Genomic DNA, 26,229 nt, shown 5'->3' with positions numbered 1-26,229 from the left:
TGCCTCCCCTGCTCCCTGCTCCCTGCTTTCTCTAGCCCTGCTTGCACTAGTGCCCACTTTTGCCCGTGGTTACAAATAGGGTGGCTACTGTTAACTTTTCCGGCAGCATCTATACCCAAAGCAGTTAAGATTGCCAGGGCAGTTGTAGTACCTCCGACGACGCACTCACCAAAAATCACATAGCTCTCTTGCATATTGGCAGCAAGGCGTTCTCCCCAAAGTAGCCCTTGTTTAAACAAGTGGTGTACCGTTGTAATTTCCATAGCAGCACCTCCACTTAAACACTTAGCAGAAGCGCCACCCAAATCAATTAATGGCACAGCCGGAGGGTAGGGTAAACCAGCATTAAACAAATGAACTGGTATCTTTAATGACTCAAAGACAGCGCGAGAAATCAGCACGGGTGAAGCCCCAGCCGCTAATGGTGGTAGGGGATGTTGGGGCTTATGCTCTGGGCCGTAGTACAAAAACTCGGCATCGGCACAAGCGGTATATTTTCGATCCTCTGGAGTACGACCGGCTGCTGAAATCCCTGGAATTAAACCAGTTTCAGTAAATCCTAAAACACATCCAAATACGGGCAGACCACCACGATATCGTCGTAGCCATTCTTCACCTTGTTCTTTTTGGGTATAAATACGAATTTGGGAATTGGGCATTGGGAATTAGTTAGGACTAACTATTTAACCAAGGACAAATGACAAATGACTAATAACTATCCCTCATAATCCATGAGGACTTGTACCCAGCGTGGTGGACGGGGAATGGGATTGCCTAGGCGGTCAAAAAGAAACCATGCTGCGAGGTGTACCACAAAAAGGTAGATAAAGTTGTTGAGTAAAATTAGAGCGATCGCTCCCACTTGAATCAAAAACACGCTGGGACTCGCCAATAAACTCAGCTTCAAAAATACCCATTCAATGAACTCAGTCACTTGGGTAATCACATAAATCCACAGGTCTTCACCCGACAAAACAGACAGCAACCACAGTCTAAAAAAGACCCCCAAAGTACCCAACAGCGTACCCAAGGTGATAGAAACAATCCAGGGAACACGACGACGATACCATGTCGCTCCCAAAAGCACGCCCATAAACCCGTAGGGCATGACAAACAGCAAACTACGGGCTGGTCCCATCAGTACAGTCAGCAGTAACCCAGAGGTGAGTGCTGCCATCCATGCCGCACGCTTGCCCCAACGCAGATAAACTAGAGCGATGGGAACCGGAAAAAATATCCGTAAAATTGGGCCCAAGGGAAAATAGAAATTAATAAACCAAATTAAGCTAGCAGTACTGGCTAAAAATGCCGTTTCGACCATTCTCAACGGCGCATCAGCCTTGAGTTGAGGAGGCATTAACTGTTGTTCTTTGTCTAACCAATGATTGTGGGGAGTTGAAGATTCAGTTGATGGTTCTTCCTCCGGTTCATCTGGCAGAGAATCTAAAATACTCATATTTGACAAGTTCTTAAACTATCATTCTTTCCAAGGCTGACAAATCGGGAATACAAATAGTGTCTTGATCCCGTTTAATCAAGCCTTTTTTTTCTAGCCTTGTCAATACTCGTGTCACAGTTTCCCGTGCCAGTCCGCTCAAACTACTCAATTCTCGATGAGGTAAATTGGGGATTTCGGTTCCTGTTTGCCCTTTTTTTCCCTGTCCTTCTGCCAAAAATAGCAATGTATCTGCTACTCGTGACTGGCTATCAGATTCCCGCAAACGCAATCGGCGATTGACTTGCCGCAAACGTCGTGCCATTAATTGCGCTAATCGAACTCCAGCCAAGGGTTCTACCTGAAGTAACTTGACAAAATCCTGAGCAGGCATACTGCCAATTACTGTTGGGGCTAAGGTAATCACATCTGTGGAGCGAGGAACTTCATCTAACGCCGCCATTTCACCAAATAATTCCCCTTTACCAAGAATATTTAGCGTTACCTCTTTTCCTTCCAGATTGTAGGTGCGGATTTTGACCCATCCGTCCATAATAAAATACACAGAACCACCCCAGTCATTTTCTAGCAGAATTACCTGATTGGCTGGGTGAGTGCGGGTAACAAGATGGATAAGGGCTGATTCCACAGCAGGTTCTGGCAACCCTTGAAAAAAGGGAGCGGAGGTGATCATCCAGGGATTAGCCTGTGCTTGCAAGCTATATCGGTCTTCCATTACGACATTTTTATTGAAGCTGCTATGTACACACAACAAACAAGAGCGCCATTTCTAGCCTTAGTCATCAAAGCACAGCTCCCTATTAAAAGAGAAAACTAAACTATGCTACATAAGAATACGACAAGAACCTTTTTCTAAAATAATCTTTACCTATAAGTTTAAACGGGGTAAAAGTTTTGCAAAAAGTAGTTTATAGCCGACAGTTATATTGCTCAAGGGCTAGCTGCACTGCAAACTTGATTATGATGAACTACCACACACCAACCGCTAGGCGGTGTGGTCAGGGCTTCTCAATTAATCACGAATAGCCAAGAGAACATCATAGTCCTATTGTCTTGCATTCCCTCCAAGGGCGGGAGTCATGATTCTCAAGACTCAAATAAATCTTTCTTTTGCGACGTGTAGCTATGAGCTTGATTTTCGCTTACGGCATTGATATCAAGATGTACAATTATACCAGAAAAAGAGTTTGTTTCCCTATGTCCATTTTCAAAAATGGGCAACTAATTAGTGACAAAACAAAGCTTCTTAAACAAACGCTGACTGAAGATTGCCACGACTCCCAGTAATCCATAACATAATGACAGTCACAAGTCCAAGTAGAAGCTTTTGCCACTCAAAACTTCTCAGATGGGAGGTTACTTCTTTGCAGGGGTACGGTGACTGTAAATTAATTGTCATATTAGTTGACATACGTTTTTAGGTAAGGTAACAAAAGTGACTTCCAGTGCAGATGAAATTCAAAAGCTGATCGCAGACATTGACAACTTACTTGCCAGTGGTGGCAAGCGCTTGTCTAGATTTCTGCCTGGTCAGGGGCAGGAACCTAAAGAAGTTTTAGAACGAATTCGCAACTTCTTGGTGAGGCTCCAAGAAAAAGAAGCATTAGAGAGCGATATCCCAAATAATTCTTCCGAAGAACCGCGTTCGCCTTTATTAACAAAATTTATTGAGCGAGGTTATAACCAGTATCCCCTACCGCCGCTCGAATCCAATCAGGAACAGAGTTCTGTTGCAGCCGGACAATTAAAAAGTGAATTTTCGAGCTTGATCCAGCCATTGCGATCGGAATTAGAAGGGCTATTGCAAGAGCGAGCCACTCTCATGCAAGAGATTAGGCAACTAGAGCAAAGGCGATTGCAAAACTACTCCTTAGCGCAACAGTTGACAAACCAAGATCAAATGATTACCGAGTTTTTACAGGTACTCATGAATCGGCTGGTGCCAACTGTAACGCCACTGTTAGCACAATCGGGTGAAAATTCCGCCATTTCTCCAGAAGCAACTAATCACGCCACCTCTGTAACTCAACCTTTATTAGAATCAGTAGACCGTGTAGAGCAGTTAACCCAGCTAGCCAGAGAGTTGGATCAACGCCTATTATCACTAGATGGGACTGTGAATGTAGTCTTTGAAGCACTACAGCGCAATATTAATACTTATTACGAATCACTGTCGCAAGCACTGGCAAGAATGCATAGCAAGGGAATGCAAGGCGAACAGTTGATGGCCAGCTTTCTCAACAATTTGACTCAGCATTTACAGCAACAATCCCCTATTTCCCCGCCATCTTTGCTGAGGGTAGAATCTGGTATATCACCATCATTGCCTGACCCAGACACGATCGCTGCTGAAGCTGCATCTCAACCCCTAGAGGCAATCCTGCCAGAAACTTCATCTCCACTCACAATAAATTCTGAGCAACAGGATACTATCCTCACAGAGGATCTAGATGCAGTGCTGTTGCAGCTTGGTATAGACTCGTCTGAATCTTCCGAAAACCTGACCGAATTATCGCAAGATATTTCTGCGTTAGTTGGTGATGAAGTAGACCAACTTTACGCCAGTTTATTTGGTACTGCTGATGTTGATAACCCAAATCTTGATGTATTGACAAATGACTTATCTGCTTCCACAGCCTCCCAATCAACGTTAACAATCGCTGAGAGTCCATCTGTCCCTCAAAACGTTGATTCTGCGGTTGTGACACCAGATATTAGTATTTCAGATCAAGAGACTTTATTAGAAGCCACAGATTTATTATCAGAGCCACAGGAAGAACTATTTTTTGCAGAGGATAGTGAGCTAGATTCGCCTCTGAGCTTTTCTACACCACAAACAGACAGTTCCCCCACGCAACTTGATACTCAGCCAGCTAGTTTTTTTGCAGAGGATACTGAGCTAGATTTGCCTCTGAGTTTTTCTACACCACAAACAGACAGTTCCCCCACGCAACTCGACACTCAGCCAGCTAGTTTTTTTGCAGAGGATAGTGAGCTAGATTTGCCTCTGAGTTTTTCTACACCACAAACAGATAGTTCCCCCACGCAACTAGACACTCAGCCAGCTAGTTTTTTTGCAGAGGATAGTGAGCTAGATTCGCCTCTGAGCTTTTCTACACCACAAACAGACAGTTCCCCCACGCAACTTGATACTCAGCCAGCTAGTTTTTTTGCAGAGGATACTGAGCTAGATTTGCCTCTGAGTTTTTCTACACCACAAACAGACAGTTCCCCCACGCAACTCGACACTCAGCCAGCTAGTTTTTTTGCAGAGGATAGTGAGCTAGATTTGCCTCTGAGTTTTTCTACACCACAAACAGATAGTTCCCCCACGCAACTAGACACTCAGCCAGCTAGTTTTTTTGCAGAGGATAGTGAGCTAGATTCGCCTCTGAGCTTTTCTACACCACAAACAGACAGTTCCCCCACGCAACTTGATACTCAGCCAGCTAGTTTTTTTGCAGAGGATACTGAGCTAGATTTGCCTCTGAGTTTTTCTACACCACAAACAGACAGTTCCCCCACGCAACTCGACACTCAGCCAGCTAGTTTTTTTGCAGAGGATAGTGAGCTAGATTTGCCTCTGAGTTTTTCTACACCACAAACAGATAGTTCCCCCACGCAACTAGACACTCAGCCAGCTAGTTTTTTTGCAGAGGATAGTGAGCTAGATTCGCCTCTGAGCTTTTCTACACCACAAACAGACAGTTCCCCCACGCAACTCGATACTCAGCCAGCTAGTGTTGATACAATTAATACCCTAACTGATCTATTGACTGGTGCAGGTAGTGAGCAGGAATTGCTGGAAGTATCATCCTTTATGGATGATGGCACAAGTACAGCACCAGTTACTCCGAAAGCAGCAGAAATTGCTTTGGCATACCCCTACGGGGAAGCAAGCTACGCACAGCCTCTCATAGAACAGTCAACGGAAGGTATTGCTGCACCGGAAATATTGAGCAACAATGCTCCGCCAGACCCTTTTTTAGATAACTACATTGCTGCTTCACCAGAAGAAAACTTGCTTTCTGTTGAGTTAAACCAGACTCCAGTTGTACCTGATATTTCTTTAGATGAAGAACAGTTGCAGCAATTAGATCGAGATTTGGCTAATTTTGATCAGCAGCTAAATTCTGATTCGCAGCCAGTTACCAATTTAGATATTGTCTCGGAACTAATTGATAAAACTCAAGATACAATCCTTACAACTTACCCTGAGCCGCAAACAGAAAATACCTCAACTGCGAATTTATCAAGTTTGACAGTTCCCCAGGTAGAAACTGAAGAAAACAAGGAAATCACAACTCCTATTCAAGACAGTTTTTTATCTTCAATTTCCAACTCCATCAACAATCTAGAAGTTTCGCCTAATGTTCTAGAACCAGTTTGGTATTTAGGAATTGATTTAGGTACAACCGGAATTTCTGCCGCATTATTAAATCGCTCGACTTTTGTTGTACATCCTATCTACTGGTCAGCAGAAAATCCGCCGGGAACAAGTTCCTTCCAGGAATCATTTCGTTTGCCAACAGAGGTTTATCTTCCTACAGCTTCTATACCCCAGGGTGAAAGTGTAAATATAGAAGTCAATGAGCAGACAGCACCTGCGGCTGTTGCTCAAGATAAAGCACCTGACCACTCGGTTACTCCTACAACACGTAAATCAACAGCAGATTCGACAACAAATAACCTCTACTCGGCACAGTTGAAGCCCTATTTACAAGTAGCCATTCCCTATAAGAAGGAACGGCAAAAATGGGAACCTGTTTTACAATTAAATGAATTTTCGGCAGGGCCTTTAATTTGGGTTGTGCGATCGCTCTCTAAACTACTATTAACCCTCAAATCCGAAAAAACTTGTACTACCCCTAGTTTAATGGCTGCTGCTGTTGGGATCAGCGAACAAGATTTTCCGCAGATTATCAATAATATTGCTGGTGTGATTTGCACCTGTCCATCTAGCTGGTCGGAACAATACCGCTTTAACGTGCGGGAAGCTTTACTGACTAGTAAACTCATCCAACATCCGCAGCAAGTCTTTTTTATCGAAGAAGCGATCGCTAGTTTACTCCCAGAACTCGATGCTGCTAACGGTGAGCAAATAAAATTAAGTCAACGTCAAGGTTCTCAGCCGGCAAAAACCAGCGAACATCCGATTGTTGGTAACACTCTGGTAATCAACATTGGGACAACTGCCACAGAAATGTTGCTAGTTGATGTCCCAGAAAGCTTACTGCAATTGACATACAATGATTTCATGCTCCATAGTTTTGCTTATGCTGGCAAGGGAATTGAACAAGATATTATTTGCCAGTTGCTATTACCACCTAAATCTCGGCAATCACGCTCAGAAACACAAAGCAATCGCAAAACTACCAGCAGTAATCCTTGGCAATGGCAACCCTCAATTCCCGGTTTAGACCAAATGCGTTGGCAGAGTTTAGGTTTGGAAGAATTAGAACTACCGAGAGTCGGAGAACCAGATATTACCGCACGGATTCGTCTTCAGCAGCGTCTAGAAAGTTCTCTACTAGGACAGGCGGTATTAGATGCGGCACTAGCTCTGAAGCTGATTTTGCAGCACCAAGAATCTTTTACCCTGGAATTAGCCGATCAGCAATGGATTTTGCAGCGACGAGACTTAGAAAGCCAGGTATTTATCCCCTTTGTGCGCCGCCTGAATCGAGAACTCAACAAATTATTGGTAGCTCGTGGTATCCCGACAGAATCTATTAATCAAGCTATCCTGACTGGTGGTGTGGCTTGTGTTGGGACAGTAAACCGTTGGTTAAAGCAGAAACTCCCCAGCACCAAGATTATTCAAGATTTATATCTCGGCGAAAATGGCGCTCCTAATTGCAGCCGGGTTGCTTATGGTTTGGCGATGCTGCCTTTACATCCCCAGATATTAGATATACCCAGACAACAGTACACTGATTATTTCTTATTTACCGAATTGCTGCGGCTGCTACCAGATCGGCCCTTATCTTTCGGTGAAGTTATCCAGCTATTTGAGAGTCGCGGGATCAATACTCGCACTTGTCAGCAACGCCTGCTAGCTTTTTTGGAAGGTGAACTCCCTTCAGGATTGATACCTTCAGTTATAGATTCAACTTGGCTAACCCAAAGTTCACAAGAAAATCCTGACTATCAGGCGATCGCCACAGCACCACTTTTTGAAAAACAAGGGAGCCTCACCTATCGTCCCAATTCTCAACAACTGTTGCATTTGCGTCGCTATCTAGATGCTATCAAGGCTAGTAACCAGCAATCATTAGAGGAACCATATACAGTGAATTTCGCCTTAGAGGTTCATTATTGAGACTAGTACATCCCCCTAGAAATAAGGATACTATTCAAAATTCAAAATGCTTATAACTATTAAATCTGAGCTTACTCCAGAACAACGGGATATTGTCTCAAGCCTGAGCAAGCCTGATTTTATGTAGTTTCTACAAAGGGTTAGTATTATGTCATAAGCATTTTGAATTTTGCAAAGTCCTACTAGTACTTAAGTATGGGAATTTTTTTGATGTGTAACATTAACAATAGCTGTTTTAATTTGATGGATAGAAATACTGTAAATTTACAATCTCTGACTTCAATTGGAAGATTCTGTAAACTTTGGGTTTTAGGTTTTTATATTGTTTAAATTTTGTGTATATTAACACTCGGTGGTAAAGACAAGAGCAGTAAAAATTGTCTATCAATCATCTCCACGTCTACACTACTAATGCCAAAATTCCTGTTATAAAATAAGTTAGACCTTGTGAATAATCTTTCTCTTTATTCAGTTAATTGTTCGCAACAGCCTTCACACCCTTCAACTTTAAGCGTAAGAAAACGGTTAATTGACATTGTTGGAGCCATTGTAGGGCTAATAATCACGTTTCTGGTAGCAATCCCTGTGGCGATTGCTACCTTTATTCATGAGCCAAGTCCAATATTTTATTCTCAAATTCGCTGTGGTTTGAACGGAAAAACTTTTCGCATCTGGAAATTCCGCTCCATGATCGTAGATGCTGATAAAGTCAAGCATTTGGTTAAAAATCAAGCCAAAGGTCACATCTTTAAATCCGTTGACGATCCTCGCATTACTCCTATGGGTAAATTTTTGCGGCGTACCAGTTTAGATGAATTTCCCCAATTTTGGAATGTTTTGGTAGGGGACATGAGTTTAGTTGGGACTCGTCCACCCACTCCTGATGAAGTCAGCAATTACGATCCACATCACTGGGATAGATTACGAGTCAAACCAGGCATTACCGGTGAATGGCAGGCTAATGGTCGTTCGAGTATTACAGACTTTGAAACCATTGTCAAAATGGATATAGATTATCAACACAAGTGGTCTGTAAGTTATGATCTGAGTCTGATTATTAAAACTATCTCGGTAGTATTGAAAAAAACTGGTGCTTATTGAATAAGTAATTAGTTTTTCTCTTGTGTTCCCTTATCTCCATTTCTTATTCAACCCTTAACACCGCTACCTGTTTCTGTGGGTACAATGTAACGTTGTAAAAATAAAAATAGTAATAATACTGGAGCGATCGCAATTATAGAACCAGCAGCTACCAACCGCCAGTCAAGAGAAAATGTCCCTGCTAGCTTTGCGACTCCCAAAGGAAGAGTGTATAAATTTTCGTCTTGGATGACAATTAAAGGCCACAAAAAGTCACTCCAAGCACCAATGAATACGAAAATAGCTAAAGTTACTAATGCTGGGCGAACTGCTGGTAACATCACATGCCACCACAAACCTAACTCCGAACTGCCATCCATTCGGGCGGCTTCTTCTATCTCTTTGGGGACACTCATGAAAGCTTGGCGTAACAGAAAAATACCAAAGGCAGAAGCCAAACTCGGAAAAATCATCCCTAAATAACTATTTCTCAAACCCAACTGGACTGTCAAAATATAGAGGGGAATCATCACGATTTGAAAGGGAATCATAATCGTCGAGACAATCGCCACAAAAATCCAGTCTCGCCCCACAAATGACAATCTTGCCAAGGGATAGGCAGCTAAAGCGCAAAACAGCAGATTTAAGCCCACCGTTAGCACTGACACCAAGGTGCTGTTATACAGGTATTGCCCAAAAGGTAGAGAGTTCCACACACTAAAGAAGTTATCTAGTGTCGGTTGACTAGGCAATAGCTGTGGCGGCGACTGTAAGATATTTTCCGTCGGCGATTTTAAGGCTGTGCTAATTAGCCATAGTAAAGGAAAGAGCATCACCAGTGCGATCGCTCCCAATAGCGCATACATTAGCAGATTTTGCGATCTTGATTTTTTCCAATTCAGCATTTGATTAATAACCTAAATACTCTAAATTGATTGTGCTTAGGAGGTTACAATAACAAAATTCAATAAGTCGGCATCTAAATCCATATAGATGTAGAGACGTAAATCTTACGCCTCTACAATAGTTCTGGTTGCAAAACCTATAACTTTTATACATCAAATCAGCAACACCAAAAATCGTATCTAATCAAGTAGGGTAATAGCCTATCATCCTACAGTTTTAAATCAAATTATAGTGGTTAATCTTCAACCGCTACATAAGGTTGTGGTTCCAGCAAACGTTGGGCAATTTGTTCTCGTCGATACTTCGCAAGTTCGCTGTAAAGCCTTTTGCGAGAGAGATTGACACTTCCAACAGGCTCATGCTCTAGCAGTGTATGCCAAGGCGAAAACAACATACCCTCATCTAAGCGTTTGCGTTCTTCAAGGTCAAATTTCTGACTAAAAATGCGAATAGTTGCAACTTTAACAAACGGTGAATCTGCTTCTTCCCATTCTTTAACATGGTCTTCAATTGGCGTTTTTTCATCATCTACATAAAACTGAATAAAGAAGTCAAAAGATGCTTCTTTACCTTCTTCAGTCAAATATTTGACTATTGCTTCCCGAAGGTAATTTTCTGATTCGGGAAGTTTTTCGGGTGGTTGTTCAGGCTGTTGAGATTTGACAGATAATTTGACAATGCGATTCCCAAACTTAAATGGAGCCATACTCCAATATTGAATCAAAAGTGGATTTCCTACTTTTTGGCTGCCAATCTTTTGCAAGATTGCAAAGGCATAAGCAAGTTCGTGGATACGCTCTGGGCTAAGTTGTCCACTACCTGCTCTCGAAAGATCGGCGTAATCACGAACATCTTTGGTCAAGAAAATAGGATAATTGTTGAGGATAAAATCTTGAGTTTTTTCTTCATCATCCAGCACTTTTTGTCCGTCCACATTCATCACCTTGATGGCGATACCGCGAACATCCGGCTGCCTATCGGAGTGGAATTTACCACGCTTTTCAGGCGAACCACCACTAGAGAAACGAATCCACGCAGGATAGGTTTGGGGCTTTTTGAACAAACCTACTCTCAAGTCTTCAGGAAGATTGGGTTCAATAATAAACTCTCCTCCAAGGAGTCCATGACTTTTGCTATGAATTTGGCGGAGGTCTGGGCCTGTTTTTTGTTGAGCTTGGAGGCTAGTTGCTATTATCTCGTCGATTATTGCTTCCTGCTCAGTGGTAGATGACGTTGGATTAGTCATAAAACATTTGATAATGTGTCTTCATTATCCTGAATGCTTCAACCTTTCCGAGTCAATCCGGTTTCCGTAGAAATAGCTTGTAGTGGTTTATCCCAAGCTTCAATAGGTATTTGGGATAAATAGGCGAAATCAAAGACAATTCCGATAGTCGGCTTCGTCTGCCACTGCGGTAAACTGAGCAAGCGATCGTAATATCCACCGCCATAGCCCAGGCGATATCCTTGATAGTCACAAGCTACACTGGGAACGAGAATTAAATCCACTTCGGCAGCATCTAAGATTGGAGCGTTAGAGTGCGGTTCAATAATGCCATAAGCGCCACTTTGAATAGAATCTTCAGGTGTCCAAATATGCCAACACAAGGATTTATCAACGCAGCGAGGAAATCCCCAACGGTATTTGGTATTTGCAAATAGTGGACTGAGGTCAGGTTCTTGGCGAAAGCTAAAATACGCAAGTATTGTTTTTGCTTGGGTAAATAAAGTAGAGTTTTGTAAATGAAAGCATAAGCGATCGCTTTTTTCTCTCCATTCTTCAACAGACATTGATTGACGGGTTTTGAGTAGAGTGCGGCGTAGTTTTGCTTTATTTAATTGATGATTAACTTTGTCCATGAAAATTTATAGCCTCAAACAAATAAGCTGGGCGATGCCCAGCTTATAACACCCACATTCACTAATTAATACATTGTTATGCGGCGTGTTGACGATACCATTCAATGGTATTCTTTAACCCTTCCTCAAAGCCAACCTGAGCAGTGAAATCAAAGGCAAGCTTTGCGCGTTCAGTATCCAAACAACGACGGGGTTGACCATTGGGCTTGTCAGTTTGCCAAACAATTTCACCCTTAAACTCCATCAATTCACAGATTAGAGTTATTAAATCAAGAATGGAGATTTCATAACCCGTTCCCAAGTTAATTGGTTCCGATTCATTATAGTATTGAGTTCCCATAACAATCCCCCGCGCTGCATCTTCTGAATACAGAAACTCGCGGGTGGGACTGCCATCACCCCAAACGGGCAGTTGCTTTTCTCCTTGAATTTGGGCTTCGTGAACTTTGCGAATTAATGCGGGAATAACGTGGGAACTTCCGGGGTCAAAGTTATCTTCTGGGCCATATAAATTCACTGGCAGTAGGTAAATTCCATTAAAACCGTACTGCTGGCGGTAAGATTGCAATTGAACTAAAAGCGCTTTTTTCGCAATTCCGTAGGGAGCGTTGGTTTCTTCTGGGTAGCCATTCCAAAGATCATCTTCTTTAAATGGCACTGGGGTAAATTTAGGATAGGCGCAGATAGTGCCAACACATACGAATTTTTCTACTCCAGCTTGATAGGCAGCGTGAATTAGGTGCGTACCCATAATCAAGTTATCGTAGAACAACTCTGCGGGTTTTTCGCGGTTTAGACCGATGCCACCCACATGAGCTGCTAAGTGGATAATTATGTCTTGCTGGTCAACTGCCCGTTGGCTATTTTCCCAGACACGCAAATCGCAATCGCGCGATCGCACTATTGTAATCTTCTCACGATCAGCCCCTGCTTTACACAGTTGATCTATCACCTGACGACCTAGAAACCCCGACCCACCAGTGACGAGAATTCGTTGATTTTTTAGTTCTAAGGCGGTCATATTTTTATCCTCTGTGGTGTAAATCAGAAGTGCAAAGCGCCGAGTTCTTGACGAACAGTGGCAATATCCAATGGAAATTGCGAACCTTTTCCATTGGGTGAAGTGTGACCCAATGCTTGTAAGTCTGCTTCTACCATTAAGGAAACTAATTCTTCAAAGGTTACTGATGCTTTCCAGCCTAGCTGCTGGCGTGCTTTCGTCGCATCACCAATCAACAAATCTACCTCAGATGGACGGAGGTAACGCTCATCAAACTCTACATAATCTTGCCAGTTGAGATTTACGTAACTAAATGCTAGCTCCAAGAATTCTCGCACTGAATGAGTTTCACCAGTAGCAATTACATAATCATCTGGCTGGTCTTGCTGTAACATCAACCACATTGCTTTGACGTAATCCTTCGCGTAGCCCCAATCTCGCTTAGAGTCTAGATTACCCATGTAAATCTTTTTCTGCTTCCCAGCAACTATACCAGCAACTGCTCTAGTAATTTTGCGGGTTACAAAAGTTTCACCACGTCTCGGTGACTCGTGGTTAAAAAGTATACCGTTACAAGCAAACAAATCGTAAGACTCACGATAATTTACAGTTTGCCAGTGGGCGTAAACTTTTGCACAGGCGTAAGGACTGCGGGGATAAAAAGGCGTTGTCTCACTTTGGGGTATTGCTTGTACTAAACCATACATCTCTGAAGAACCTGCCTGGTAAAATCGCACCTGAATTCCAGTCCGGTGTTGATAGTCTCGAATTGCTTCCAACAGACGCAGTGTCCCCATTCCTACAGCATCCACTGTATATTCTGGTGAATCAAAGCTTACTCTGACATGGGATTGAGCGCCGAGGTTGTAAATTTCTACTGGTTTGACTTCCTCTAAAATACGTCGCAACGTCGTACCATCTGTCAAGTCACCATAGTGAAGAAACAACCGCACTCCCTGTTTGTGGGGGTCTTCGTAAATGTGATCGATGCGGTCTGTGTTGAAAGTAGAAGTCCGGCGAATGATGCCATGAACCTCATAACCTTGTTCCAGTAAAAACTCACTTAGATATGAACCATCTTGACCAGTAATACCAGTAATCAACGCTCGCTTCTGTTGCGTCATGCTCAATTATCCCTGTATACAGCACTTCTGGCAGCTATGAGGTACATCATCCTTAAAGCTAAAAGCTATGGTAGGAGAGGTGCAAGAAGAAAAACTGTATTGCATAATAGCGGGAAGCGCTGTATGTATTAAAAAGTTACAGCCAATATGATACAACCTAGCAGTTAATCGCTAAATTGCCTAACGGGAAACCTACGAGTTCTTGTTGATATGAGACTTTTTCCCGTAAATAAATATACTTAATAAAAAGTAATTTAACAACTAAGTTAAATCTTAGATAGACCAAAATTTTTTAAGTATGTATATTTTTCTTTTACCAGATATATCAAGATTCTTTTTGTGTACATTATTTTTTTGTCAAAATTTCATATTATTTCTGGTTTTGTGAAGACTGAATAAAATAGGTATTGGGAATTAGAATTTTAGGGGCATTAACTGCCCCACAGAATCGCCCCTAAATATTGACTCAGTATGCTCCGTTATTTTTAGGTAGAATAACTACATCAACAGTTTTCAAGATGATCCATAAATCAAGCCAGAAATTCCTAAATTTGACATAATGCAGGTCTATTTGGACTCGCCGAGGATAGGGAATGTCATTACGCCCAGATACCTGCCACAAACCAGTAATCCCTGGACGGATTGTTAAAATCTCATCAATGTGACAACCGTATTTTGGTAGTTCTTCTGCTACTAAAGGTCGGGGGCCGACTACACTCATATCCCCTTTTAAAACGTTCCAGAACTGGGGAAATTCGTCTAAGCTAGTAATTCGCAAAAATCGACCAATTTTGGTAATCCGGGGGTCTTGTTTCAGCTTAAAACTGCTTTCAAATTCTTGTCGCAATTCGGGCGATGTTTCCATCATTTGCATGAGGATTTCGTCCGCATTACTTACCATTGTTCGGAATTTAATACAATTAAACGCTTTGTAATTTTTTCCTACCCGTTCCTGGACATAAAAAATTGGGCCTTCTGAGCTGAAAGCAATCAGCAGGGCCAAAATTAAGTAGACGGGCAAGAACAAAATTAACACCGACAGCGAAAACACTATATCGAACAGTCGTTTGGCAAACTCTCCGTTTAAACCCTGAAAAGATAAACCTTTGGGTTTAACTTTTGGTGTTTTCGTTTTTTGAGGGCGTTTTAAGAAACGCGTAGACGTTCTGGTGTCTTGCCTTACGCCTCGCTTGCCGGAGAGGAGTGAGCTCTGGGCAGTCATCATACTCCTTAATAATCCACACCACACATAGTCCCAATATTAAAGCCAAAATGATGTGCTTCTGGGGAAAATTGCCAAAAGCCTAAAAAAATAAGACATTAACCAAGACCATCATTCCTAAAACGGTCTTTTTCGTTGCACTTGTTTACAAAATTTAGATAACGATCTGCAAAGATTTGCGGTGAGAACTGCGCGGCGTGCGATCGCATATACTCGGAACTGAACGAACCCTCATACACTTCAAACTTTTCTACTGCCTCCACTAAAGCCGCCTCTGTTTGCGTCTTGAAGAATATACCTGTCCCTGTATCTACACAAGAGCGGATATCTCGCACTGTTTCGAGAGCCCCTCCTGCACCGTAGGCAATTACTGGTGTACCACAGGCTTGTGCTTCCACTAGGGCAATCCCAAAATCTTCACAAGCTGCATACACAAAGGCCTTAGCCCTAGACATATATTTTTTTACCACATTATCGGGTTGCCATCCCAGTATTTGGATATTAGAGTTTGCCATCTCGCGAATCTTGTTCATTTCATCTCCTGTACCAATGACTACTAATGGTCGTTTCAGTTGATTAAAAGCTTTGACAATCAACGATATTTGCTTGTAACTCACTAAGCGGGAAACTGTCAGGTAGAAGTCCTCTTTCTCAGACAGAAATGGAAATTCCGCGATATTCACTGGTGGGTAAATGACTGTTGCTTCTCGCCGATAGCAACGCCAAATCCGCCGAGCTGTATGTTGCGAGTTAGCAATGAAGTAATCAACGCGATTGGCACTCAATACATCCCACTGGCGCAAACGATGTAATAAATATCGTGTCACCCACCCAGGTAAGCCACTACCCAGTTTGCTGTAGCGAAGATAATCAAAGGTCAAGTCCCAGGCATAGCGCATAGGACTGTGACAGTAGCAAATATGCATCTGTTCGGGAGTGGTAAGGATTCCTTTGGCAACAGCGTGAGATGAAGACAGAATTACGTCATAATGCCGCAAATCAAGTTGTTCAATTGCCAAAGGCCACAAAGGCAAGTATTTTTGTATACCGTTGCGGGCAGATGGAAAGTTTTGGAGAAACGTCTTGCCAATTTGACGTTTATATAAATAACTTTCTTTATTGCTGGATTCAAAATCGATCAGAGCATACAAATCAGCATCAATGTGATTCAAAATTTCTCGGACAACGAGTTCGGAACCACCGGTGGCTTTGGGTGTCAGCCACTCATGAACCAGAGCATATTTCAAGGGCACAGCTAACTTGAATAAATGGAAGATACAAAGGCTAACTTGATGACGTTAACTGAAAAGTTTCCCCTTGTGATTAATTAATGGGAAGCGCCCCAGATTAGCACATAAGACGCAATTTTTCCGTTAGAGGTTCCAGATGGATGATAACCTCAGATTGGGCATTGGGTATGGGATATGAGGCATTGGGCATGGGGCAAGGGTTATTCGTCCTTGTCTCCCCAATCCCCAGTCCCTAATCCCCAGTCCCTACTCCTGTAACGACAACTGATATGGAAAAGGTGAGTTTATGCGAATTCTAATTATGGGTGGTACTCGGTTCATTGGTATCTATTTGACTCAATTACTAGTGGAACAAGGACATGAGGTGGTGCTGTTCAATCGTGGAAATCGGGCAGCACCTTCTTTACAGGGAGTAGGACAAATTATAGGCGATCGCACTGACCCTACCCAATTAAAAGCAAAGTTATCACAAGAAAGCTTTGATGTCATTTTTGACAATAATGGGCGGGAACTTACTGATACTCAACCACTTGCAGAGATTTTTCAAGGTCGAGTGCAACATTTTGTGTATATGAGTTCTGCCGGAGTGTATCTCAAATCCGATCAACTACCCCATGTCGAAGGAGATTTAGTAGATCCCAAAAGTCGCCATAAGGGTAAACACGAAACAGAAGCTTATCTAACTCAATTGGGATTACCCTTTACTTCCATTCGTCCTACTTATATTTACGGGCCTCGTAATTATAATGAGTTGGAAGGGTGGTTTTTTGACAGAATTGTGCGCGATCGCCCCATTCCCATCCCCGGAAATGGTTTGCATATCACCCAGCTAGGTCATGTAAAAGACTTGGCACTAGCAATGACTCAGGTTTTGGGCAATAAACAAGCCATAGGACAGATTTATAATATCTCTGGCGATCGCTTTGTCACTTTTGATGGTTTAGCCCGTGCTAGTGCTGTGGCGGCTGGCAAATCACCCGATGCTGTAAAAATCGTCCATTATGACCCGAAAAAGTTTGATTTCGGCAAACGCAAAGCTTTTCCGATGCGGGTGCAGCATTTCTTTGCTTCGGTGAATAAAGCGCAAACAGAATTAAACTGGCAGCCTGAATATGATTTGATTTCTGGGTTGCAAGACTCTTTGGAAAATGATTATTTGGCTAATGCAAAAGATAAAGCCGAAGTAGATTTTTCTGTAGATGACGAGATTTTACAAGCTGTTTAGAAACAAGATTCCCACTTTTTTATCGAAGTCGGGAATCTCAAACTTAGCCAAAAGGAAGAATTTTTTCTTTTACCTGGGGAAGACGCAATTCATCGCGTCTTCAGTTTTTACTTGAATTTGAATAAAATTTTTTCCTGTTGCCTATTGGTAAGGGAGAAATTTTTTAACGTATTGTTTCAATGCCACTGAAATTAGGTTCTATAAATGGTGTTATTGATTGATAAAATGGACGAGTTGCAATATCCACTCCACAATGTTCTAGAAGCCCGTGCCCGCTTGGGTGAAGGCCCCATCTGGGACTCTACCGGGAAACTACTATACTGGGTTGATATCTACAACCATCGGGTGCATCAATTCAATCCTGCTACGGGGGAAAAGGGCTTTTTTGATGTGGGAGATGTGGTAGGTGCGATCGCAACAGCAGGTGCAGATAGATTAATTATGGCACTGCGTCATCATTTGGCATTCCTAAACACCCAGACAGGTGTAGTTACCCCCATTTTGGAAATTGAAGGAAATCTACCAGATAATCGTTTCAATGATGGTAAATGTGACCCTCAAGGACGTTTCTGGTTTGGTTCAATGTGTTCTTTGGAAAAACCACAGGCTAGCCTCTATCGCTATGACACTGATGGTTCATTGCATTTAATGGAAACGGGATTAACTATTTCTAATGGTTTGGGGTGGAGTCCCGATCAAAAAACATTTTACTTAACAGATTCCCCTCAGCAAAAAATATATGCTTACGACTTTAATTCAATAACCGGAAGCATTACTAATCGTCGGATTTTTGTTGATTTAACTCATGAATATTTCTATCCAGATGGGTTGGCAATAGACAATGAAGGACATATCTGGTCAGCTATGTGGGATGGATGGTGTGTGATTCGTTTCAACTCCAAGGGTGAAGAGATATTGAGGATAAAGCTACCTGTGCAATTGCCAAGTAGCTGTACTTTTGGGGGCGAGGATTTGCAAACACTCTACATTACCACTGCTTCAGTTGGACTCAGCCAAGCAGAGATCGAAAAGAGTTTCTACTCTGGTGATTTGTTTGCTCTCCAAACTGATGTTACTGGATTACCTAATTATGATTTTTATCAAAAATAGCAAATATACTCGGTGATTATAAATCGCCAGAGCATTTTGAGGTATTCTCTATTTATTCTCTCCACAGCGACACTTGTTGTTTGAGTTCTCTCATATCTAAAGAATCACTAGCAAAAGCTTTTCGTAAAAGTGGATAAGGAATAAATTGATCGTATTTTTGAATTTCCGGTGCTTCTGAAGTACTGAGCAAATCTTCTGAGCTAATTCTTTGCTCACACAATGAAGCAATTTCGGGATAAAGATATTTAAATTTATCTTTGCCTAATTTGATTGTGAAATAATAGGGATTTAATCCGCCGATACTTGTAATCTCCAATGATTCTCGACAGTAGGAATTGAGTAATCTTTCTAAGGTGCGATAAGCAACCGTACCCATCCAAGGAAAAATGCAGCATTTACCTTTTTCTAATTGCACGATATTTTGTTTATCTAATCCAACCTGCTGCACTAATTGGCGAACTTGATATAAACGTTGTAAAGCATTTTTCTGCAAATAACTATACTCAATCTTTTCAAATAGAACCTGTTGCATTCGTTGCAAAACTTTGGTGTGAATAGTGCCACTACTACCACGCCAATAAATACTAGCTTTACCCTCGGCTTGTTTAACAAAAATAGCCTTCTTTTTAAAGTCAACTTCTACTACTTCCCAAGTTCTCCCAGCTAAAGCAAATTGATTACCAACAGCAGGGGGCGTGACGATACTACCAATTTGCGTTGCACCTTGTTTAACAATGTATTCTTGCTGTTCAGCAAAGACAGCATAAAACTGAAATTTTCTTACAATCTTTTCTCCTATTAAACCCAGGATTAATTTACCTTGTTCAGTATGCTGAATATGACCAATATCAATTAAATAGCGTAGTAATAATTGAAAATCTTCTTTGGAAATAGCAGCAAAGGGTGGGAGACTAAAAATTTGTTTAGCTAGTGCATTAGGTGAAAGTTCTCCTGTTGCTGTTAAAATGCTCATTGTCTGGTGATAAAGCAAACTCAAAGGATATTTAATCGGTCTAATTGGTTCAATCCATTGCTCCTCTAAATAAAGTTGAATGATAGCGATAGACTGCAACAACTGCCAAGGTATTTGCTCTGGTAGAGAAGCTTCTGTTAATGGTTTTTCTTCAGCACAGATAAAGCGCATATCGGCGGCTTCGCCTCTTCTGCCACTACGTCCTAAACGCTGTAAAAAGCTAGCTACGGACAAGGGTGATTCTAACTGAATAACTCGCTCTAAATGGCCAATATCTATGCCTAATTCTAAAGTTAGAGTGGCAGCGGTAACTGCTGGATTGTTGGGTTCACGCATTGCATTTTCAGCGGCTTGCCGCAAGCTAGCAGATATACTCCCATGATGCACATGATATATATCTGGTAGTCCTTGTTCTGTAGCAATTTGTCGCAAAGATGCAATTATAGATTCAGTCCGTGTACGATTATTCGCAAATATCAGACATTTGCGAGATTTGCTGAGGTTGAAAATATATTGTTCATAATCTGTTGCCTCGGATTCATCTACTTCATCAGTAATATAAAAATGTTCTAAAGCTAGTTTTATTTGGCGTTTTATCCCATCAGGTTGAGGTGTAATCACTGACTTATCTGTTCCTGAACGCAACCAATCTTCAGCTAGTGAGTAATCACCAAGAGTCGCCGACAAACCAATACGACGCGGTTGTTTTTGCATTAACTTTGCTAAACGTTGTAATTGGCAAATAATTTGACAACCACGTTCTGAACCCATAAAAGCGTGAATTTCATCAATGATGACAAATCTTAAATCACCAAATAAACGGAGGAGGTCGTTATTTTTGTTGATTAACAAACTTTCTAGAGATTCTGGTGTAATCTGGAGAATGCCTTGAGGATTTTTTAAAAGTTTGTTTTTGTGACTTTGAGAAACATCACCGTGCCAGTGCCAAACTGGAATATCTGCTTCTTTGAGTAAGTCGTTAAGACGCTCAAATTGATCGTTAATTAAAGCTTTGATTGGACTAATATATAATGCACCGATGGTAGTAGCAGGGTTGGTATGTAATAAAGTCAAAATTGGTAGAAAAGCTGCTTCTGTTTTACCCGCAGCAGTTGCAGCAGTAACTAGCAAGTGAGCATCGGTGTCAAATATAACCTCACAAGCGGCAATTTGGACTGGCCGTAATTCAGTCCACTGATGATGATAAATATATTCTTGGATGAAGGGTGCAAGTCGGCTAAAAGCATCACTCATTTTTTTTATTAATAATTAGTGACAGGTAATAAAGCCAACTAAATATCAGATTCGGATGAAATATGTCAATGATTTCCCCACGCAAAAAGTTCGTTTATCCACAGGCCCCTCAGAATACGTGGTTTTTGGACTGGTCAAGTTACCACAAATTTAGTCAATTTTCGCCTGAGATAATTCTAAAAAACAATATTTTATCTCTGTTCGAAAGTCATTTATTCTGATTTAAACCTCATCTATGTTGAAACCTAGAGTTTTTTAAAAGATATATTTATGTAGGTTGGGTGGAGTGAAACGCAACCCAACATTACCACCAAATTTTATGTTGGGTTATGCTATCGCTGCACCCAACCTACAAAACTACTGCGCCTCTGTGGTTCAATAAGAGACTTTTGAACCGCAGAGACGCGGAGGACACAGAGAGAAAAAAAGAGATTTTATCAGTTAGCTTGAAAAGGCTAATTAAATGGTATTTTGAAAAGTTTTGCCGATTTTCCTCCTGTTGACTCAAGACAGATTAACATCCATAAATCAAACTGAAGTAATAGAGACAAGTATATAATCAGGCAAAACCATGAATAAGTATAAGGAAATCTTACGTGTAGTTCTTGCTATATCTATCATTGTGGTTGGAGTGACACACTTTGTTGTTCCAGAAGAATATGCCAAAATTGTGCCGCCACAACTACCTTACCCTTTAGGATTAGTTTATCTGAGTGGCTTTTATGAAATTTTGGGTGGTATTGGGTTATTAGTCCCGCCTGTAAGTCAAGCTGCTGCTTGGGGACTTCTTGCTCTTTTTATTGCTGTTTACCCTGCCAATATTAATATGGCGGTTAATCTGATTAAGATTGAACATATACCAAATTCACCTTGGGTACACGTAGTCAGGCTTCCCTTGCAAGCAGTTTTAATTGCTTGGGCTTGGTGGTACACGAAATCTTCTGATTGGGAAAGACAAGCTTCCATCATTCCCAAATCACTCATTCCCAAAGAATTAAAATTGAGATGAGTGTGTTTTTTATATTTGAATTATGCGTGTTGCAACTTTATTTGGGATGACCCTTTCGTTAGCAATTGGTATTGGGGGAGTAACGCTTCCGGTGACTGAGGCGGTGCAGCTTAGAGATGGTACAGTCTACTTTGTCCAACCGCCGAAGCTTGTAAATGCAACGACTACTTACAAAGATGTGAATGTTTGGGGCGGAACTTACTATTTCACTATAAATCTGCCGGAAAATGCTGGAGAATCCCTTCAGAAGGTAACGATCGCACAAAGGGAGGGAACAGAGAACATCCGCTACAATCTTAATGATACCCGCGCCTTTGTCGGAACGAGCGATGCCTACGGCGGGCTACGCCTACGCAAAGAATCTCGGCTAACACTAGGTGCAGTCACAAATGAACGCGACACACGAACCGTTACTGTGAACTTTGAACCGCCTGTAACTCCCGGACAGACAGTGACAATCGCCCTGCGCCCTGTGAGTAATCCCAGCTTTTCTGGTGTCTACTTACTAGGTGTGACAGCGTTCCCAGTGGGTGAAAAATCCCACGGACAATTTCTCGGCTTTGGAAGATTTCAGTTTTACAGCAATGGAAATAGCTGGTGGTTTCCATAAGTATTACAGCAACTTGTTGCAAAATTGCGTAGGCGCAGCCCGCCGCAGAAATCGCAAATGCAAATATCTATCCCCAGATTATTTGTAAATTTAAAATAAATCCCGGTAAAATATCTTCTCCTGATAATTCTTGTGGAGATGCTAGTATTTCGATCGGTTTACCAATACGATAGATTTCTACCTGACGCATTTTCGGATTAATTAACCAGCCTAACTTAACTCCGTTGTCAATATATTCCTGCATTTTGGCTTGCGTTTCTCGCAAACTATCGCTTGGTGAAATTAAGTCTAAAACAAAATCTGGTGCGATCGGCAGAAACTTTTCTTGTTCTTCGGGCGTGAGTGCATTCCATCTCTCTTTTCTTATCCAAGCTACATCAGGAGAATGGTTTGCACCATTGGGAAGTTTAAAGCAGGTGGAAGAATCAAAGCCAACTCCTAGTTGAGTTTGGCGATTCCAAATTACAAAATCTGCCGCGATTTCAAAATCCGCGATTTCCAGTCTCTCCACCTTTGGGTGGCATAATTAGTAATTTTCCCTCTGCATTCCGTTCAAATTTGACTTCTGGGTTTTCCCGACAGAGTTGATAAAATTGGTTATCGGTGAGTTGGATAATAGGGTTCAAGTTGACTGTGATAGCTTTCATGGGGGTTATCTTGAAGATGACATTGCTAAACCAGTAAAGTGGCTTTTTCTTAAATTCTACTAACCAAGTCAAATAACCTGCTTTAATACAAAATAGCCACTGTATCGCATACCTGCTATGTCTGCCGACTATTGTTGGGTTTTGTTTGTGTAGGCGAGGTTTATAACTGCCCATTTTGCGTTCAGTTGATTTGTCGATAGACATCGCTTGCAGAAGTTTGGAATAATATTTGAAGATATTCAGTCGGTAGCTTGAAATAACTTATGACTAGTCAAGCGATCGCTCTTTGATGACATTTTTTCAGATTAGATGCAGGGTTGACGGGAGTGGTTACAGGGTTAACGGGAGCGGTTACAGGGTTAACGGGAGTGGTTACAGGGTTGACGGGAGTGGTTACAGGGTTAACGGGAGCGGTTACAGGGTTAACGGGAGCGGTTACAGGGTTAACGGGAGCGGTTACAGGGTTAACGGGAGTGGTTACAGGGTTAACGGGAGTGGTTACAGAGTTAACGGGAGTGGTTACAGGGTTAACGGGAGCGGTTACAGGGTTAACGGGAGCGGTTACAGGGTTAACGGGAGTGGTTACAGGGTTGACGGAAGTGGTTACAGGGTTGACGGAAGTGGTTACAGGGTTGACGGAAGTGGTTACAGGGTTCGTTTTTGCTTGGTGCGATCGCTTCACCATCGGCAGATGGTGCGTTGAGACTCTTTAAGCGGTCGGTCATACGTATTAATTGCCACCACCAAAGCGTCTCTACTCATCCTGCAAAGCCCTATGATAGTTGTGCCGAATTATTTCCAGCTTCTACAAGAAATTTACCGCATTTTCCGTAAAATTTTGTAGATAAGCACCACTGGGCTACCCTAGACGCAATTCTTTTAGGCGAGATTTAATCTTATGACTCAACTCACACCTATTCAGTTAGAAGATGGCACTATTATTTACCCTTATGTTACTAAAGGCACGGCTGAAAGCAATCTGAAGATAACGGTAAAGTGTTCATTTCCTGACCAATCGGAAAAGAAAACTCAGCAATCATGAGTGAGAGTATTGATGCAGCCAAAATTTCAATTATTATTCCAGCTATTAATGAAGCGGAGAATATTAAAAAAGCCATTGCTACTACTCAACACAGTCTAAATATAGAAGTCATTGTAGTAGATGGTGGCTCCAAAGATGACACTGTAGCGATCGCTCAGTCTTTAAATGTCAAAGTTATTTCATCATCTCCCGGTCGTGCTGTGCAAATGAACACGGGTGCTGTAGCGGCTAGTGGTGAGATTTTGTTATTTCTCCATGCAGATACCCGTTTACCGACTGGGTTTGATGAGATGATTCGCACAGCGCTACAACAACCTGGGATTGTGGCTGGTGCATTTAAGTTGCGGATTGATGCACCACTTTTGAGTTTAAGATGGGTAGAGTTGGGTGTAAATTTGCGATCGCATTTTTGCCAAATGCCCTATGGCGACCAAGCAATTTTTTTAACCAAGGAAGCATTTCAGCAAATTAGTGGTTTTCCTGAATTGCCCATCATGGAAGACTTTGAACTCATGCGTCGGTTAAAACCTCTCGGACGTATTGTAATTATCACTACACCAGTTCTTACTTCAGCCCGTAGATGGTTGCAAAAGGGAGTATTCAAAACTACGCTACTTAATCAAATAGTAATTATTGCTTATTTACTAGGTGTTTCACCCGCGCGAATTCGTAGCTGGTATCGCCGAGAAAAATTTAAGAGAATTTAAGCTGTTTCTCATGTCAGTAATATATCTTAGTGACATTGAATTCGACGTGTAATACCAATTGGAAAAAAGAATGCGACAAATAGACCATTTGTAGAGACGCGATGAATCGCGTCTTGACCCAACAATGTGTTGCAATGATTAATTGAATTGGTATAGGACTAGTATTTGATTTCTATATAAGTTTCAAAATTCAGCCTCAGAAGGTCAAATTCGAGCCTCAGAAGGTCAAATTTATCAAAATGAAAAAGCACTTATTAAATTCCAAACTCAAGCTACTACTGTTAAGTTGCCTGGTTGTAACTTTTATAATTGCCGCTAAACAGTTAAACATTCAAGGACTTTTACATACCTTAGTCATTTGGGTTGAGAGTCTTGGCATTTTCGGCCCTATTGCCTACATAATCATCTACAACTTAGCAACATTATTATTTATACCAGGTTCCCTATTAACCCTCAAAGGTGGTTGTCTGTTTGGAGTATTTTGGGGGTCAATATATGTACTAATTGCTGCCATAATTGGAGCTACGTTAGCTTTTGTTATTGGACGTTACCTCTCACAGAATTGGGTTCGCCAACAAATGGACAAACATCCGAAATTTAAAGCAATTGATTTAGCAGTTGCAAAAGAAGGGTGGAAAATTGTTTTGCTAACTCGTCTATCTCCAGTCTTTCCCTTCAATTTATTGAATTATGCTTTTGGAGTAACACAAGTTTCTCTCAAAGATTATATATTAGGTTCTCTTGGTATCATTCCCGGTACTGTAATGTACGTTTATATTGGTTCTTTAGCTGGGAATCTTGCCATGATTAACACATCTCATCAACTAAGAACTTCAGAAACTCAAATTTGGGAATGGATAATGCAAGGAGTTGGCTTAGTTGCTACAGTTGCTGTGACTATTTATATTACAAAAATTGCTCAGAAAGCTCTAGATAAAAGTGTAGCAGTAGCAGAAATAACCAATGATGAGACTCAGCTTTAAATAACTTGAAATTAATAATATAGGCACTAGACTGCTTTCAAATGCGATCGCTGTTATACCAATTTTTCATGAAGCTGCATAGAATTCGATCCCCCCTAGCCCCCCTTAAAAAGGGGGGAACCGGAAAAACATCTATCAAAGTCCCCCTTTTTAAGGGGGATTTAGGGGGATCAATACACATTTTGTACCCAGCAAAAAGATGTGTATACACCGTAGCCCTTAAAAAGGGGGGAACTCCTAAAGCCCCCTTTTTAAGGGGGTTGGGGGATCTGAGTGCGTAAGTCCTGATACAATGAAATCCCAATGCAAGCAAATTGCAGTTGTAAATAAAAAATACAACACACTTTGATATAGGACTCCTATTTGATTTTTAAACAAAACTCAGTACAGATATATCCCTCTTTTCTTCCCAATTCCCACTTCCCAATTCCCAATTCCCAATGCCCCAG

21 protein-coding genes and 1 pseudogene are annotated in these 26,229 nt (G+C 41.6%); 10 read left to right on the top strand and 12 right to left on the bottom strand.

Annotated features, from left to right (window positions below):
• The 3 genes from GNF10_RS21080 to GNF10_RS21070 form a co-directional block, all read right to left on the bottom strand.
• The coding region (locus GNF10_RS21080) for a nicotinate-nucleotide--dimethylbenzimidazole phosphoribosyltransferase (RefSeq protein ID WP_185607220.1) at window positions 1-659 on the bottom strand (659 nt) is incomplete at its 3' end.
• A gap of 56 nt (window positions 660-715) precedes the next feature.
• Window positions 716-1,456 carry a DUF2232 domain-containing protein gene (locus tag GNF10_RS21075; protein ID WP_185580309.1) on the bottom strand — a complete coding sequence of 247 codons (741 nt, stop codon included), beginning with the start codon at window positions 1,454-1,456 and terminating at the stop codon, window positions 716-718.
• Window positions 1,457-1,469: 13 nt separating this feature from the next.
• The gene (locus GNF10_RS21070; RefSeq protein ID WP_185580310.1) at window positions 1,470-2,171 is read right to left on the bottom strand and encodes a Crp/Fnr family transcriptional regulator; all 702 of its coding nucleotides are present in this window, start codon (window positions 2,169-2,171) and stop codon (window positions 1,470-1,472) included.
• Between the two features lie 720 nt (window positions 2,172-2,891).
• Here GNF10_RS21070 and GNF10_RS38730 point away from each other — a divergent pair.
• Window positions 2,892-7,778 (top strand): hypothetical protein, encoded by a 4,887-nt coding sequence (locus GNF10_RS38730; RefSeq protein ID WP_311774196.1) that lies wholly within the window; start codon window positions 2,892-2,894, stop codon window positions 7,776-7,778.
• A gap of 447 nt (window positions 7,779-8,225) precedes the next feature.
• Entirely contained in the window at window positions 8,226-8,879 is a 654-nt protein-coding gene (locus GNF10_RS21060) for a sugar transferase (RefSeq protein WP_185581204.1), read from the top strand.
• 47 nt (window positions 8,880-8,926) lie between these two features.
• Here GNF10_RS21060 and GNF10_RS21055 read toward each other — a convergent pair whose 3' ends face one another.
• The 7 genes from GNF10_RS21055 to GNF10_RS21025 form a co-directional block, all read right to left on the bottom strand.
• Entirely contained in the window at window positions 8,927-9,763 is an 837-nt protein-coding gene (locus GNF10_RS21055) for a carbohydrate ABC transporter permease (RefSeq protein WP_185581203.1), read from the bottom strand.
• A gap of 236 nt (window positions 9,764-9,999) precedes the next feature.
• Complete coding sequence (locus GNF10_RS21050) at window positions 10,000-11,010, bottom strand: catalase family protein (RefSeq protein WP_185581202.1); 1,011 nt, start codon at window positions 11,008-11,010, stop codon at window positions 10,000-10,002.
• 38 nt (window positions 11,011-11,048) lie between these two features.
• Window positions 11,049-11,624 (bottom strand): 5-formyltetrahydrofolate cyclo-ligase, encoded by a 576-nt coding sequence (locus tag GNF10_RS21045; RefSeq protein ID WP_185581201.1) that lies wholly within the window; start codon window positions 11,622-11,624, stop codon window positions 11,049-11,051.
• 76 nt (window positions 11,625-11,700) lie between these two features.
• Window positions 11,701-12,645 (bottom strand): GDP-L-fucose synthase, encoded by a 945-nt coding sequence (locus GNF10_RS21040; RefSeq protein ID WP_185581200.1) that lies wholly within the window; start codon window positions 12,643-12,645, stop codon window positions 11,701-11,703.
• 23 nt (window positions 12,646-12,668) lie between these two features.
• Entirely contained in the window at window positions 12,669-13,748 is a 1,080-nt protein-coding gene (gmd, locus tag GNF10_RS21035; protein WP_185592372.1) for a GDP-mannose 4,6-dehydratase, read from the bottom strand.
• 466 nt (window positions 13,749-14,214) lie between these two features.
• Entirely contained in the window at window positions 14,215-14,970 is a 756-nt protein-coding gene (locus tag GNF10_RS21030) for a sugar transferase (RefSeq protein WP_185581206.1), read from the bottom strand.
• 98 nt (window positions 14,971-15,068) lie between these two features.
• Complete coding sequence (locus tag GNF10_RS21025) at window positions 15,069-16,223, bottom strand: glycosyltransferase (RefSeq protein ID WP_114082251.1); 1,155 nt, start codon at window positions 16,221-16,223, stop codon at window positions 15,069-15,071.
• 283 nt (window positions 16,224-16,506) lie between these two features.
• Here GNF10_RS21025 and GNF10_RS21020 point away from each other — a divergent pair, with 283 nt between their 5' ends.
• Together GNF10_RS21020 and GNF10_RS21015 are read left to right on the top strand one after the other, a co-directional pair.
• On the top strand, window positions 16,507-17,445 hold the full coding sequence (locus GNF10_RS21020; RefSeq protein ID WP_185581198.1) for an NAD-dependent epimerase/dehydratase family protein: 939 nt from the start codon (window positions 16,507-16,509) through the stop codon (window positions 17,443-17,445).
• Window positions 17,446-17,649: 204 nt separating this feature from the next.
• Window positions 17,650-18,555 (top strand): SMP-30/gluconolactonase/LRE family protein, encoded by a 906-nt coding sequence (locus tag GNF10_RS21015; protein WP_260446041.1) that lies wholly within the window; start codon window positions 17,650-17,652, stop codon window positions 18,553-18,555.
• 52 nt (window positions 18,556-18,607) lie between these two features.
• On the opposite strand, the gene GNF10_RS21010 is transcribed toward GNF10_RS21015, so the two are convergent.
• The gene (locus GNF10_RS21010) at window positions 18,608-20,782 is read right to left on the bottom strand and encodes a DEAD/DEAH box helicase (RefSeq protein WP_185581197.1); all 2,175 of its coding nucleotides are present in this window, start codon (window positions 20,780-20,782) and stop codon (window positions 18,608-18,610) included.
• Between the two features lie 571 nt (window positions 20,783-21,353).
• On the opposite strand from GNF10_RS21010, the gene GNF10_RS21005 reads away from it, so the two are divergent.
• Both GNF10_RS21005 and GNF10_RS21000 read left to right on the top strand, forming a co-directional pair.
• Window positions 21,354-21,791 carry a DoxX family protein gene (locus GNF10_RS21005; protein ID WP_185582766.1) on the top strand — a complete coding sequence of 146 codons (438 nt, stop codon included), beginning with the start codon at window positions 21,354-21,356 and terminating at the stop codon, window positions 21,789-21,791.
• Between the two features lie 22 nt (window positions 21,792-21,813).
• Window positions 21,814-22,401 carry a DUF2808 domain-containing protein gene (locus GNF10_RS21000; protein ID WP_185582764.1) on the top strand — a complete coding sequence of 196 codons (588 nt, stop codon included), beginning with the start codon at window positions 21,814-21,816 and terminating at the stop codon, window positions 22,399-22,401.
• Window positions 22,402-22,468: 67 nt separating this feature from the next.
• Here the strand turns inward: GNF10_RS21000 and GNF10_RS20995 are convergent.
• Window positions 22,469-23,048: pseudogene (locus tag GNF10_RS20995) on the bottom strand (Uma2 family endonuclease).
• Between the two features lie 326 nt (window positions 23,049-23,374).
• On the opposite strand from GNF10_RS20995, the gene GNF10_RS20990 reads away from it, so the two are divergent.
• The 4 genes from GNF10_RS20990 to GNF10_RS20975 all read left to right on the top strand — a co-directional run bounded on the left by GNF10_RS20990 (window position 23,375) and on the right by GNF10_RS20975 (window position 25,780).
• Window positions 23,375-23,761: a hypothetical protein gene (locus GNF10_RS20990; RefSeq protein WP_185607219.1), complete on the top strand. Its 387-nt coding sequence runs from the start codon at window positions 23,375-23,377 to the stop codon at window positions 23,759-23,761.
• Between the two features lie 185 nt (window positions 23,762-23,946).
• Window positions 23,947-24,090, top strand: a complete 144-nt coding sequence (locus tag GNF10_RS20985; RefSeq protein WP_185582768.1) for a CU044_2847 family protein — start codon at window positions 23,947-23,949, stop codon at window positions 24,088-24,090.
• Entirely contained in the window at window positions 24,087-24,797 is a 711-nt protein-coding gene (locus GNF10_RS20980) for a TIGR04283 family arsenosugar biosynthesis glycosyltransferase (protein WP_185582760.1), read from the top strand. Before GNF10_RS20985 ends, GNF10_RS20980 begins: the two co-directional genes overlap by 4 nt.
• A 239-nt stretch (window positions 24,798-25,036) precedes the next feature.
• Window positions 25,037-25,780 (top strand): TVP38/TMEM64 family protein, encoded by a 744-nt coding sequence (locus GNF10_RS20975; protein ID WP_185582758.1) that lies wholly within the window; start codon window positions 25,037-25,039, stop codon window positions 25,778-25,780.
• Window positions 25,781-26,229 lie beyond the last annotated feature (449 nt).

The organism is Nostoc sp. UCD121 (assembly GCF_014222285.1).
Lineage (GTDB): Bacteria > Cyanobacteriota > Cyanobacteriia > Cyanobacteriales > Nostocaceae > Nostoc.
Note: the sequence above shows the minus strand (reverse complement) of the source record. Positions and strands in the feature narration are given on the sequence as shown.

Excerpts from the sequence above, each read along its gene's own strand:
- GNF10_RS21075 (WP_185580309.1), bottom strand. The coding sequence starts at position 1,456 with ATGAGTATTTTAGATTCTCTGCCAGATGAACCGGAGGAAGAACCATCA.
- GNF10_RS21070 (WP_185580310.1), bottom strand. The coding sequence starts at position 2,171 with ATGGAAGACCGATATAGCTTGCAAGCACAGGCTAATCCCTGGATGATC.
- GNF10_RS21055 (WP_185581203.1), bottom strand. The coding sequence starts at position 9,763 with ATGCTGAATTGGAAAAAATCAAGATCGCAAAATCTGCTAATGTATGCG.
- GNF10_RS21050 (WP_185581202.1), bottom strand. The coding sequence starts at position 11,010 with ATGACTAATCCAACGTCATCTACCACTGAGCAGGAAGCAATAATCGAC.
- GNF10_RS21045 (WP_185581201.1), bottom strand. The coding sequence starts at position 11,624 with ATGGACAAAGTTAATCATCAATTAAATAAAGCAAAACTACGCCGCACT.
- GNF10_RS21040 (WP_185581200.1), bottom strand. The coding sequence starts at position 12,645 with ATGACCGCCTTAGAACTAAAAAATCAACGAATTCTCGTCACTGGTGGG.
- gmd (WP_185592372.1), bottom strand. The coding sequence starts at position 13,748 with ATGACGCAACAGAAGCGAGCGTTGATTACTGGTATTACTGGTCAAGAT.
- GNF10_RS21030 (WP_185581206.1), bottom strand. The coding sequence starts at position 14,970 with ATGACTGCCCAGAGCTCACTCCTCTCCGGCAAGCGAGGCGTAAGGCAA.
- GNF10_RS21020 (WP_185581198.1), top strand. The coding sequence starts at position 16,507 with ATGCGAATTCTAATTATGGGTGGTACTCGGTTCATTGGTATCTATTTG.
- GNF10_RS21015 (WP_260446041.1), top strand. The coding sequence starts at position 17,650 with ATGGTGTTATTGATTGATAAAATGGACGAGTTGCAATATCCACTCCAC.
- GNF10_RS21010 (WP_185581197.1), bottom strand. The coding sequence starts at position 20,782 with ATGAGTGATGCTTTTAGCCGACTTGCACCCTTCATCCAAGAATATATT.
- GNF10_RS21005 (WP_185582766.1), top strand. The coding sequence starts at position 21,354 with ATGAATAAGTATAAGGAAATCTTACGTGTAGTTCTTGCTATATCTATC.
- GNF10_RS21000 (WP_185582764.1), top strand. The coding sequence starts at position 21,814 with ATGCGTGTTGCAACTTTATTTGGGATGACCCTTTCGTTAGCAATTGGT.
- GNF10_RS20985 (WP_185582768.1), top strand. The coding sequence starts at position 23,947 with ATGACTCAACTCACACCTATTCAGTTAGAAGATGGCACTATTATTTAC.
- GNF10_RS20980 (WP_185582760.1), top strand. The coding sequence starts at position 24,087 with ATGAGTGAGAGTATTGATGCAGCCAAAATTTCAATTATTATTCCAGCT.
- GNF10_RS20975 (WP_185582758.1), top strand. The coding sequence starts at position 25,037 with ATGAAAAAGCACTTATTAAATTCCAAACTCAAGCTACTACTGTTAAGT.